Below are 13,102 nucleotides of genomic sequence, written 5' to 3'. Positions count from 1 at the left end.
ATAACGTATTCGTTATTTGGCTAATAGCATGATAAAAAACCTTATTTTGGCAGCCACCGTACTGCTTTCTTCCTCTAACATTGCAACATCAGTTTCTGATATTGCCCCCGATCACAAGCCTTTACTTATTGGCGGTTCTTCTTCGGTCTCGCACCTGTTGCTTTTATTAAAGCCCAACTATGAAGAGCAAACAAATACGGCCATGCAAGTCCGCTCCATGGGCAGTACTAAAGGCATTAAAGCCATAGCACAAAACATTATTGATATTAGTACTTCATCGCGCTATTTAACCAATGAAGAGCAAGAGCAATACCCTCATGTACGTCAAATTGTTATTGCGCAAGATGCGCTGGTATTTTTTACTAACAAAAAAAATAACATTGATTCGCTAAGCGTAGAGCAACTCAGCGACATTTATGCGGGCAAATATAAAACGTGGCAAGAAGTTAACCCAAATTATAAACCAGAGACACAAAGAGATAATAAAATTCTCCTGTTTAGTAAGGCCTATAACCATGGCACCTTTGATATTTTATTAGAGTTTTTAAACCTATCTTTTATGCGGGTTCCAAATGGTAATACAATTAAACTAAAGCAGGCAGGTAACCACGGGTTATTTCCTAAAATGGAAGTGCAAATGTATGACGAATTTAACCAAGCCCTTGGCATAGTACAACGCATGCCAAATGCCATTGCTTTTGACTCTTACGGTGCAGTCTCGCAGCTGCTTGGCTCTAAAAAAATAAATAAAATAAATTTACTCGGTATCAATGGCGTTAACGTTTCAGATGAAACTATTAAAAATGGTGAGTATACGTTTGTTCGCCCCCTAATTTTATTGGTAAATAGCCAATCGAGCCGCTCTGTAGAGCAAACAGAGGTGTTACTCAATTTATTAAAAGATAAGCGTGTTTTAGATACTTTGTCAGCGCATCATTATTCTATGCTTGAGGTGGAATAAAAAAAGCCGCAGGAACCTAAGTTCACCGCGGCTTTACAACCAGAATATGTTTATAGCGCGTTTTCAAGCTGCGGTAATACCTCAAATAAATCAGCAACTAGGCCGTAATCTGCCACCTGAAATATAGGGGCGTCTGGGTCTTTATTAATCGCTACAATAACTTTTGAGTCTTTCATACCTGCTAAATGTTGAATAGCACCACTTATGCCCACGGCAATATACAGATTAGGCGCTACGATCTTACCCGTTTGCCCTACTTGCATATCGTTAGGTACAAAGCCTGCATCAACGGCAGCACGAGACGCACCAATCGCAGCGCCTAACTTGTCAGCAATACCGTTTAATAAAGCAAAGTTTTCACCATTTTGCATGCCACGACCACCTGATATAACCACCTCTGCTGCAGTTAGCTCAGGACGCTCTGACTCGGTTTGTTCAATACTTACAAAGTCACTTAATTGAGTATCACTTAGTGTATCTAATGCATTTATGCTGGCAGGTGATTGTTGGCTTTGTAAGTCAAAACTACTCGCTCGTACGGTGATCACTTTTTTACTATCAAGCGATTTAACCGTGGCAATTGCATTACCGGCGTAAATGGGGCGTTTAAATGTATCGCTATCTATTACTTCTATTATTTCTGACACTTGCGCAACATCTAAAAGCGCTGCAACGCGAGGCATAAAGTTTTTACCTGTGGTGGTTGCACTGGCAACAATATGCGTATAATTATCGGCAATAGCTAAAACAAGCTCGGCCATATTTTCAGCTAACTGATGCTGATAAAGTGCATTATCGGCCGTGAGTACAGTTGTTACACCTTCAATACTGGCAACCTGTTCGCTCATTGCACCTATATTTAAGCCCACAATAAGTACATCTATATCAAAGCCTAATTTACTTGCCGCATTGATTGTTTTTGAGGTTTCTGGTTTTAGTGCACCGTTATCGTGCTCTGCAATTACAAGTGTTTTCATTTAAATCACCTTTGCCTCTGTTTTAAGTTTCTCTACCAGCTGGGCTACATCTTCAACAATAATACCGCCACTGCGCTTAGCCGGCTCTTCTACTTTCATTAACTGTACGCGGTGTGTTAAATCTACACCTAACGAATCTGCTGCTATTACATCAAGTGGTTTACGCTTTGCTTTCATTATATTTGGCAGCGATGCATAGCGAGGCTCGTTTAAGCGTAAATCGGTAGTTACAATAGCGGGCAGTTTAAGTGCAACAGTTTGCAAGCCACCATCTACCTCACGGGTTACATTCACTGTGTTGGCGTTTATATCCACCTTAGAGGCAAACGTACCTTGGCCGCGCTTAGTTAAAGCCGCCAGCATTTGGCCTGTTTGGTTGTTGTCTGAGTCAATAGATTGCTTGCCTAAAATAACCAGTTCTGGGGCTTCTTGCTCAACTAATTTTGCTAATAATTTAGCAATGTGCAGCGATTCTAGTTTTTCATCGGTTTCGATGTGAATGGCTTTATCTGCACCTAATGCAAGAGCGGTGCGTAGCTGCTCTTGCGCTGCTTTTGCACCAATTGTTACCGCTATAACCTCTGTTGCTGTGCCCGCTTCTTTTAATCGAATGGCTTCTTCTATCGCAATTTCACAAAATGGGTTCATTGCCATTTTTACATTTGCTAAGTCAACGTCGCTGTTGTCAGCCTTTACGCGTGCTTTAACGTTGTAATCGATCACTCTTTTTATTGGAACGAGAACTTTCATAGGAACTCCATCTATATTTAAACCTACAAGCTAATGTGTACGTTAACCTATTTATTTTATGAATTCAGACTACTTCCTGTTGACGTAAACGTCAACCTAAAATAACCTTAAAGTATTCACAGCCTGTAACATTTAATGTGCAAGTATTAAAAAGGCTGCATTGCTTATCTAATTTAGCTAAGCCCGTCATTGATTAAGAGGTTATTATGGTCGAACGTGAAACCATGGAATTTGATGTAGTTATTGTAGGTGCCGGCCCAGCGGGCCTTGCCAGTGCAATTAAGCTCGCACAGCTAGCGCAAGAAAAACAACAAGAACAGACTATCTGTGTTGTAGAAAAAGGCTCCGAGGTAGGCGCGCATATTCTTTCAGGTGCGGTATTTGAAACCAAAGCCTTAGATGAGCTTTTGCCTAACTGGCAAGAGCTAGGCGCTCCCGTCACTACACAAGTAACACAGGATGAAATTTATTGGTTTAATAACAGCGAAAAAGCCACTACTCTTCCTCGCTTTGCGACCCCTAAAACATTTCATAATGAAGGTAATTACATTGTTTCTATGGGCAATGTGTGCCGATGGCTTGCCGAGCAAGCTGAAAATTTAGGCGTTGAAATATTCCCAGGCTTTAGCGCTCACTCTTTAATTATTGAGCAAGACACCGTTAAAGGCATTATGACGGGCGATATGGGCGTTGATAAAGACGGCAATGAAAAAGATGGTTATATGCCAGGTATGGAACTTCGCGCTAAATACACTGTATTTGCTGAGGGGTGTCGCGGCCATTTAGGTAAGCAACTTATCAACGAGTTTGCGCTTGATAAAGATGTGTCACCACAGCACTATGGCTTAGGCTTTAAAGAAATTTGGCAAATAGATGCCAGTAAACACCAGCAAGGTAAAGTAGTGCATGGTACAGGCTGGCCGCTAAATGGCGATACCAATGGCGGCTCTTTTATGTATCACTGCGATAACAATCAAGTGGTTGTAGGGTTAATTGTTGATTTAAATTATTCTAACCCGCATTTAAGCCCGTTTGATGAGTTTCAGCGAATGAAACACCACCCTGTTTTTAAGCAAACCCTTGAAGGGGGTGAACGCATTGCCTATGGCGCCCGTGCAATTGCAAAAGGCGGCCTTCACTCACTGCCTAAAATGCATTTTGCTGGTGGCTTATTAATAGGTTGCGATGCCGGTACACTCAATTTTGCCAAAATTAAAGGTAACCATACCGCAATGAAATCAGGCATGGTGGCGGCAGACGTTATTTTTAAAGCGCTTCAAAATGGCCAAGCTAATACTGATTTAGCTGATTATAACAACGCGTTTGAAAATTCTTGGGCTTATAAAGAGCTTTACCAATCGCGTAATTTTGGCCCCGCTATGCATGCATTAGGTAAGTTTGCTGGGGGTGCGTATAATACCCTTGATCAAAACATCTTCAATGGTGCACTGCCTTTTACCTTTAAAGACAACACGCCCGATTACGATACGCTAAAAGATGCAGCTAACAGCCCTCACATTGACTACCCTAAGCCTGATGGCCTACTTAGCTTTGATAAACTCTCTAGCGTGTTTTTATCTAATACTAACCATGAAGAGTCGCAGCCTTGCCATTTAAAGCTTAAAGATCCCGCCATTCCTATTGCGGTTAATTTAGTAAAGTTTGACGAACCCGCACAGCGCTATTGCCCTGCAGGGGTATACGAAGTGCAACAAATTGAAGGTGAAGATCAGTTTGTGATTAATGCTCAAAACTGTGTGCATTGTAAAACTTGCGACATAAAAGACCCAAGCCAAAACATTACGTGGGTAACACCCGAAGGTGCTGGCGGGCCAAACTACCCTAATATGTAACTATTTTATGCACAAAGGTGCATTAAAAACCTATCTTTTACATATAAATTATAAACCTATCCTAAATTGCAGGGGCTTCGGCCCCTTTTTTACGGTATGCTCATAGATAAGTTTCATAAAGTGAGTATTTAATATGCCGTCGTCAAATGTTGTATTTCGTTTTTTAGCAGAGCCTACCGATGTAAATTTTGGTGGGAAGGTTCATGGTGGTGTGGTCATGAAATGGATTGACCAAGCGGGTTATGCCTGCGCTGCAGGTTGGAGCGGCCATTATTGTGTTACTGTTTCTGTTGCTGGGGTTAAATTTAGACGCCCTATTTTGGTTGGCCAAATTGTCGAAGTTGAAGCAAAAATTGCGCATACAGGGTCAACAAGTATGCAGATATTTATTCAGGTACGGTGTGGCGATCCTAAAACTCAAAACATGGTAGAAACAAACCACTGTGTTATTAGCTTTGTAGCAATGGACGAAACAGGTTACCCGGTAGAGGTTCCTGCTTTTAAAGCACAAACAGAAGAAGATATTAAATTGGAAAACTACGCTATTAAAATGAAACAAATTGCAATTGAGACAGAAAATTTGCTTCATAAAGTATAAAAGTACAATGTAAAATTCACATAGACCGTGTAAAAGGTACAATTTTTACTTAGAAAACAAAAAACTAAAAAAGTTCGCCCTGCTTATAAAAAATACAAAATAGCCGTAAAAATGCCGTATAAGTCGTTTTTACGGCTATTTTGTAACCACAGGCTATTGTTGGCATGCTCACTGCAAATAACTAATTGTCGTTTGATAAGTTAAATCAAACATTTATTATTTTTTTAAAGGAGCTATACAATGATTAAAACACTTTCTCTTTCTGCAATTGCTTTAGCAACACTGGGTTTTAACTCTGCAGCACACGCTGACATTACGGATTTTGATTCTCCTCGCATTTATACAGGTGTTGGTTATGGCCAATACTCATTTGAATTTGAAGACAGCGAAAACGACACTGAATTTGATGACGATGCACAAATGCTAAAAGGTTACATTGGTACACAATTTAACGAGCACTTTAGCGTTGAGTTAGCTTATCAAAACTTTGATGAAGTGAGCGACATCGACAGCAAAGCAGAAGTTGATGGTGTGTCATTAGCAGCTATTTTAGCGGCTCCGCTTTCTGAAAGCTTTTCAGTATATGCTAAAGGTGGTTGGTTTGAATGGGATGCAGATGTAGAGCAAGAGCTTCCTGTTGGTAGCATTTCAGCATCACAAGACGGCGGCGATGTGTTTTACGGCGCAGGTATTCAATACGCATTTTCTAACAATGTTCAAATGCGCTTAGAGTACGAACGCTACGAACTAGATGATGAAATTGACCCTGAAATGGATGTTGCATCAGTATCAATACAATATATGTTTTAATTAGCATTTAAAACACTTAAGGGTGAGCCATGTGCTCACCTTTTTGTTGCTTATACATAATACCCATCCGCAATAATAGTTAATTATTTTGCGGCGCTAAACGTGTCGCTCCAGCCTCAAAATAGCTCCACTTAATTTAGCAAATTGGAATAAACACTAATCGCTATATTTTAAACCGCTTAGTCTAATACCCAATTAAACCAGCTAGTCTAAAATATAACGCATTAACTGTACTGCTATAAATACTAAATAGAGGTAGAATAGCGCCCTATTTTTTAGTTAACTGAGCATTATGAGCGATTATAGCATTTCGGCTGTTGGCCACATTCAATCCCCTTATAAACAAAAGTTTGCAATACCTAGGCAGCCACGTTTAGTGCCTCAAGCTAAAGCCAAACTTATTTTTACTGCTGAGTTTAATCGTGAAGAATTTGTCCGTGGTATTGAAGAGTTTAGCCATATTTGGCTGTTGTTTAGGTTTCATGAAACCGCCGATAAAGGCTATTCAGCTATGGTGCGCCCACCACGTTTAGGCGGTAATGAGCGCAAAGGCGTTTTTGCAACGCGCGCCACATTTAGACCCAATGCCATTGGGATGAGCGCTGTAAAACTTGAAGGTGTTGAGTATAAAAACGGCCAACTTAGTTTACTGCTTGCTGGTATAGATTTACTCGATGGCACGCCTATTGTCGATATAAAGCCTTACTTACCGTATTCAGATGCAATGCATGACGCCAGTGCCGGTTTTGCCGATACCCGACCAGAAACACAAATGAGTGTCGCGTTTTCACCCGAGGCTATTGATTTTATTGCCAAGCAAACACACTATCCTGAGCTTGAAGATTTTATTACTAATGTATTAAAACAAGACCCACGCCCTGCCTATAAAAAACAAAAACAAGGCGAGCAAAGTTATGGTATGACTCTGTATAATTATAATATACGCTGGCAGGTTAACGGCGAGCATAACTTAGTAACAAGTATAGAAAATAACTAAAAAGTGCAGTTAGCGCTTTAGTGTAAAAGCAAGCGCTGGTAAACTTAGCGCCCTATTAAAAAGAACATATTACTTAATTTCGGAAAAATCATGCGTACCAGTCAATATATACTCGCAACACTTAAAGAAACGCCATCAGATGCTGAAATTGTTTCGCATCAATTAATGCTTAGAGCCGGTATGATCCGTCGCGTCGCTTCGGGTTTATATACATGGTTACCCTCTGGTTTACGCGTGCTTCGTAAAGTAGAAAATATTGTTCGTGAAGAAATGGATAAAGCAGGCGCAATAGAAATGTTGATGCCGGTTATTCAACCTGCTGATTTATGGCAAGAGTCTGGCCGTTGGGAGCAATTTGGTCCTGAACTTGTTCGCTTTAATGACCGCCATAACCGTGAGTTTGCGCTAGGTCCTACGCATGAAGAAGTAATTACAGATTTTGTTCGTAAAGAGGTTAGCAGCTATAAACAACTGCCTGTTACTTTGTACCAAGTACAAACTAAAGTGCGCGATGAAAGACGCCCACGCTTTGGTGTAATGCGTGCACGTGAATTTACGATGAAAGATGCGTATTCATTTCATTTAAGTGAAGCGTGTTTAGATGCCACATATAAAGTAATGCACAAAGCGTACTGTAATATTTTTGAACGCTTAAACCTAGAATACCGCCCTGTGCTTGCTGATACAGGCTCTATTGGTGGTAGCTTATCACATGAGTTTCATGTACTTGCTGAATCAGGTGAAGACGCAATTGCCTTTAGTGATGCAAGCGATTATGCAGCTAACATCGAAAAAGCAGAAGCGTTAGCTCCAACTCAAAGTCGTCCTGAGCCATCTAAAGAGCTTAAAGCGTTTCCTACACCAGATGCTAAAACAATTAGCGAGCTTAAAAAGCACTACGGCGTTAAACCACACCGCGGCGTTAAAACATTAATTGTGTACGGTACGCCTGATGAAAATGAACAACGTGGTTTAGTTGCGCTTGTACTACGTGGCGATCACGAGTTAAACGAATTAAAGGCTGAAAAGCACCCACTTGTAGACTCTCCACTTGAAATGGCCACTGAGGCTGACATTGTTGCAGCAATTGGTGCAAAGCCAGGTTCACTTGGCCCTGTGGGTTTATCAATGCCAATTATTGTAGACAGAGCCGCTAATGTAATGGCAGATTTTGTTGCCGGTGCTAATAAAGATGACGAGCACTTTAGCGGAATTAACTGGGATCGCGATGTTAAAGAATATCAAGTTGCTGATATTCGTAACATTGTTGAAGGCGATCCGAGCCCGTGTGGACAAGGTACTCTACAAATTAAACGCGGTATTGAAGTTGGTCATATTTTCCAACTTGGTACTAAGTACTCAGAAGCCATGAAAGCAGGCGTACTGAGCGAGTCGGGTAAAAACCAAGTAATGACTATGGGTTGTTACGGTATTGGTGTTTCGCGCATTGTGGCAGCGGCTATTGAGCAAAATAATGATGATTACGGCATTATTTGGCCACAATCTATTGCCCCATTTGATTTAGCTATTGTGCCAATGAACATGCATAAGTCGCATCGTATTCCTGATATTGCTAATAATCTATACCAAGGTTTAAAAGATGCAGGCCTAGATGTTTTATTTGATGACCGTAAAGAGCGCCCTGGCGTTATGTTTAACGACATGGAATTAATGGGTGTACCTTATACTTTAGTGATTGGTGAGCGTAATCTTGATGAAAATAAGGTTGAGCTTAAAAATCGCCGTACCGGTGAAAAGTTAATGGTTGATTTAGACACCGCAATAGAGACTATAAAAGCGGCTGTTAAAGGTTAATAACACCCACACTTAAAACAAACTTATAAGGCCGCATTTAAACATGCGGCCTTTTTATGCGCGTTTAATGGTAATGTATATAAAAGCTAGTCACCTAATCTCCTTTCCATAACAATAAACTTTAATTAGCTGGTTTGATATAAATTGTCATGGAGGCTTCGCTAAAGTGTCTCATAAGTGTCATTAGATTTATCTACAGTGTTTAATTATTACACTATGGATGACGGGCATGACAAACAATCAACAGCGTAAAAAACAACATTATCCAGCCGTTTGGATATCGGATGTACATTTAGGGTATAAAGACTGTAGAGCCGACTATTTATTAGATTTTTTAAATTCAATTGAATGCGATACGCTTTATTTAGTGGGCGATATTGTTGATTTGTGGTCGATGAAGCGCAGTTTTTATTGGCACCCATCTCATTACCAAGTGCTTAGTTGCATTCAACAAAAAGCCCTTGATGGCACCCGTGTAATATACATACCTGGTAACCACGACGAGACCTTTCGCCACTACATAAATCAAACTTTATTTGGTGTAGAAGTCCACCAGCAGTTTATTCATACCACAAAAGCCAATAAACGCTTTTTACTGCTCCACGGTGATGACTTTGACTCGGCAACCCGCTACAACAAGCTCATTAGTATTGCAGGCGATGCAGGTTACGACTTACTGCTGTTTTTAAATCGATGGACTAACCGAGTTCGTAAAGTGTTTGGCGGTAACTACTATTCGCTTGCTGCATGGATAAAAGCACGCGTACATAAAGCCCGTGAAGCCATAGCGGCTTTTGAAGATGCCGCTATACATGAGGCAAAAAAACAAAAGGTCGATGGCATTATTTGCGGACACATCCATCACCCTAAAATTAAAGTAGTAGATGGCATAGTGTATTGTAATGATGGTGATTGGATTGAAAGCTGTACCGCATTAGTTGAGCAACCAAATGGTAAAATAGAGCTTTTGCATTGGTCTGATACGCAAAAAGTACTTGATACAGCCGATGTAACCAGCTTAGTTAAACCTATTCAAACTGATACCAAACCAAGTAAGTCAGCAGCGTAACTGCTGACTTAGCCCATTTAGTTTAACCAGGTTAGTAGCCTATTTTTAAGTGTTTTAGGCTTTATTGGCTTGGTAATATAATCATTCATGCCGGCGGTAATGCAACGCTCTCTATCGCCTTCCATTGCACTTGCGGTCATGGCAATAATTGGAATGCTAATATACTCAACCCCAGCTTTAGCATTTCTTATTTCGCTGGTGGTATCGTAGCCATCTAGGTTAGGCATTTGGCAATCCATTAAAATTAAGTCAAACGGTTGCTCTTGATTAAATTTAAGGGCAGAGAGTGCTTCTATACCATCACTTGCACAGGTAATTTTTATCCCTGTGCGTTTTAAAATAGCCTTAGCTACCTCAATGTTAATCATGTTGTCGTCTACCAATAATACATGATACTTAGACAACTCAGGCTCTGGCTCTATGTCGTTTGCTTGTTTAGGCGCGGTTAAAACAAACTCATTATTAGCGCCAAAAATACTGCCTAGCTTATAGGTAAATTGATCTTGCGTAAGTGGTTTGTGCAAAATGTGGCTATGCTCAGGAAACACCTTTTTAGATTGCTTATTAACCACCATGTCTCGCAATATAAGCACATATTTTTTATCTGCCTTTTCGCAGTAGCTTATTAGCGCATTAACTTGCGGGTGTTCGTCATCAATAATCAGTAAATCGGCATCAAATTCGCTGTGTTCACTAAAGTAGTCGAGCCTTGTAATATGGCTTGGCTGAATTTTACAGGTTTGAGTTAATAATCCGCATACATTTTTAAATACGTTATCGCGCGCAATAAGCGCCGCCACACTGACTTCTTTTGAAAGCTCAATTCCGGTATTAAGTTTTTGCTGTTGCGCCACATGTAACTCTACCGTGGCAATAAAGGTGCTGCCTACGCCCTTTTCACTGCTAACGGTGATATTACCGCCCATTAATAGCGCCAATTTTTTACATATAGATAACCCTAAACCGGTGCCACCAAAATGGCGCGTAGTGCTTGAATCTTCTTGGGTAAACACATCGAACAGTTTATCGATGTTTTCAGGGGCAATACCAATACCGGTGTCTTTAATTATAAAGCTCATTAAAATTTTACTGTCGGTAATGTATTTAGAGTTTAAGGTTAAACTTACTTCGCCTTTATGCGTAAACTTAAACGCATTATTTATTAGATTAATTAAAATTTGCTTAAGGCGATGGCTATCACCAATAACCATTCTATCAACCACGTTTTGGGTATTTAAAAAGACCTCTAACCCTTTACGTTGGCCCTGCAGCGCAATCGAATTAATCATATCGCTACAGACAGAGATAACATCAAACGAGTGATTATCAATATCTAGTTTACCCGCTTCAATTTTAGAAAAATCTAAAATATCGTTAATTAAATTCATTAACGAGTGCGCACTGCTATTAGCTAATTTTAAATAGTGTTGCTGTTGCTCAGTGAGGCTGTCTTCTTTAAGCATTTCAAGCATGCCTAAAACACCGTTCATGGGTGTGCGTATTTCGTGGGAAATATTGGCTACAAAGTCACTTTTTGCTTGGCTTGCGGCAAGGGCTTGGTCAATCGCTCGCTCAAGTTCAACAGTACGCTGAGATACCTTTAACTCTAACGTGCTATTTAAACCCTGTAACTGTGATTGAGTTTGCTTTAACGAGCTGATATTACGCAAAATAGCAGCAACCTGATAACGATTGCTAAATACATCAAATACGCTGGTCAGCGTGATTGAATAATATTCTTTATTGCCATCATCACCAGTATAAACCGCTTCAAATGGCATTTTAGAGCCATGCTCTATGGTTTCACTAATGCAGTTTTTATCTTCATCTGCAAGGGTAAATAAGTTACTAAAGCGGGTGTTGTCATTACCTAGCCTACTTGCAAAAACTTTTTTAGCCGTTTGATTACAGTGAATAATGGTTTCATCACTGTCTATGGTAAAAATAGCGTCGAGTGAATTTTCAATCACTTTATTATTTTGCTCTGTTAAAGAGTGTATAAGCAGCTTGCGATTAATATAACGCTGATATAACAGCGTAATAATTATAAATATGGTAAAAAATGTGGCGGTGATGGCAATAAAACTTTCGCGCCTTTTTGCAACGCGTTCCAACAAGGTTTCAGAATCAATAGAAACGGCCATCTCTAACGGCAGCATGGCAATTTCGCCTTCAAAACTTACCCGTTTATTTAAAAAGTACTGTTTTGGCGCATCACCTATTAACAAGGTTTCGTGAGAGTTCATGTTTTGGGTGGGGCTAAATTCATCGCTCCAGGTTTTGGCTTGGTTAAATTCAAAGCCAAACCGTAAATCAGGGTTTGGGTGGTATAAAAATTCGCTTTCATTATTAAGCAAATAAATATTAATCCCAGGTGGAAGTTCAAACGTTAAACTTTCAAATAACTTATCTGCGGAGTAATTTGTCACTAAAATTGCAAACACTTGCTTTAAATGATCGAACACAGGCTTAGCTACGCGGTAGGTACTCACAAAGGTTTTTTGTATTTCACCGTTTTCGCGGTTGTAGTTAATAGGCGATATATACACGCTTTTTTCATCAAGCATGCTGGCTTTAAGTACGTAGTCTCGCCCGCCTTTTTTTTGCAGTTGTGCGCCCTCTAGCCTAATTATGTCACCTAAAAAGCGGTCTACACGTACTATCTCTTGGCCATTTTCAGCAAGCATAATGTAACGTGCTTGCAAAATAGAATCGTCGGTTTGCATAAACCCGCTAAAAATATCAGCAAGGCGGTCTTGCCATACAGCAATTGGGGTTTGTAATAGTGGGTCGATTAATTGGTTATCGGTCGCTCTAGATATACCTTGAATAGGTGGAGTGGCGTTTAAAAAGCGAATAGCGGTAATACTGTCGTTTAAATGGTTTTTTAAAGACGCGGCTTTTGTTTCAAGCTCACGATTGAGTTCACTACGAGCATCGTTATATATCTCTGCGCGCACTTTTTTTTCAAACACATACACCGAAGGCAATGCAATAACTAAAAAAACAATAATGGCAACCAGTAATAATTTATTACCTTTTGCTGCTGTTATAAATACATTCCTTTTTAGCATTGAACCCTCACTCCTCACTATTTTCTAGGTTAGATTATAGAGGATTATTTGATAAAAAATAGAAGTAAAAATAATTAGTTACTTAAAAAAGTGTAATTAAAGTTTGAACAAATACTCTAAACCAATCACTTAGTATTACTATTAAAAAGCAGTGTTAATTTAAGATGAATACCATTCTAAAAAACATACAAATTAATA

General features: G+C 39.8%; 10 protein-coding genes. 7 read left to right on the top strand and 3 right to left on the bottom strand.

The features are described 5' to 3' along the window. The first annotated feature begins 28 nt into the window (after positions 1-28). A complete protein-coding gene (locus PSI06_RS01820; RefSeq protein ID WP_273602607.1) occupies positions 29-961 on the top strand; it encodes a PstS family phosphate ABC transporter substrate-binding protein in 933 nt (310 codons plus the stop codon). A 50-nt stretch (positions 962-1,011) separates the two neighbouring features. On the opposite strand, the gene PSI06_RS01815 is transcribed toward PSI06_RS01820, so the two are convergent. Beyond that, complete coding sequence (locus PSI06_RS01815; protein WP_273602608.1) at positions 1,012-1,938, bottom strand: electron transfer flavoprotein subunit alpha/FixB family protein; 927 nt, start codon at positions 1,936-1,938, stop codon at positions 1,012-1,014. Then, entirely contained in the window at positions 1,939-2,688 is a 750-nt protein-coding gene (locus tag PSI06_RS01810; protein WP_273602609.1) for an electron transfer flavoprotein subunit beta/FixA family protein, read from the bottom strand. It lies immediately after the preceding gene. 206 nt (positions 2,689-2,894) lie between these two features. Here PSI06_RS01810 and PSI06_RS01805 point away from each other — a divergent pair, with 206 nt between their 5' ends. The 6 genes from PSI06_RS01805 (at position 2,895) to PSI06_RS01780 (ending at position 9,830) form a co-directional block, all read left to right on the top strand. Continuing rightward, positions 2,895-4,541, top strand: a complete 1,647-nt coding sequence (locus tag PSI06_RS01805; RefSeq protein ID WP_273602610.1) for an electron transfer flavoprotein-ubiquinone oxidoreductase — start codon at positions 2,895-2,897, stop codon at positions 4,539-4,541. Positions 4,542-4,674: 133 nt separating this feature from the next. Beyond that, positions 4,675-5,139, top strand: coding sequence for an acyl-CoA thioesterase (locus tag PSI06_RS01800; RefSeq protein ID WP_004586653.1), 465 nt, complete (start codon positions 4,675-4,677; stop codon positions 5,137-5,139). A gap of 240 nt (positions 5,140-5,379) precedes the next feature. Further along, positions 5,380-5,949, top strand: a complete 570-nt coding sequence (locus tag PSI06_RS01795) for an outer membrane beta-barrel protein (RefSeq protein ID WP_004586654.1) — start codon at positions 5,380-5,382, stop codon at positions 5,947-5,949. 292 nt (positions 5,950-6,241) lie between these two features. Further along, positions 6,242-6,946, top strand: coding sequence for a tRNA (N6-threonylcarbamoyladenosine(37)-N6)-methyltransferase TrmO (gene tsaA, locus PSI06_RS01790; protein WP_004586655.1), 705 nt, complete (start codon positions 6,242-6,244; stop codon positions 6,944-6,946). A gap of 90 nt (positions 6,947-7,036) precedes the next feature. Continuing rightward, positions 7,037-8,761 (top strand): proline--tRNA ligase, encoded by a 1,725-nt coding sequence (locus PSI06_RS01785; RefSeq protein ID WP_273604971.1) that lies wholly within the window; start codon positions 7,037-7,039, stop codon positions 8,759-8,761. A gap of 229 nt (positions 8,762-8,990) precedes the next feature. Next, positions 8,991-9,830 carry a UDP-2,3-diacylglucosamine diphosphatase gene (locus tag PSI06_RS01780; protein WP_024033562.1) on the top strand — a complete coding sequence of 280 codons (840 nt, stop codon included), beginning with the start codon at positions 8,991-8,993 and terminating at the stop codon, positions 9,828-9,830. A 17-nt stretch (positions 9,831-9,847) separates the two neighbouring features. Here the strand turns inward: PSI06_RS01780 and PSI06_RS01775 are convergent, their stop codons facing one another. Continuing rightward, on the bottom strand, positions 9,848-12,904 hold the full coding sequence (locus tag PSI06_RS01775; RefSeq protein WP_273602612.1) for an ATP-binding protein: 3,057 nt from the start codon (positions 12,902-12,904) through the stop codon (positions 9,848-9,850). Positions 12,905-13,102 lie beyond the last annotated feature (198 nt).

It is taken from the genome of Pseudoalteromonas sp. GABNS16E (assembly GCF_028598715.1).
In the GTDB taxonomy this organism is placed as follows: Bacteria; Pseudomonadota; Gammaproteobacteria; order Enterobacterales; family Alteromonadaceae; genus Pseudoalteromonas; species Pseudoalteromonas atlantica.
The sequence above is the reverse complement of the archived record's forward strand: the minus strand, read 5'-3'. Positions and strand labels throughout refer to the sequence as shown.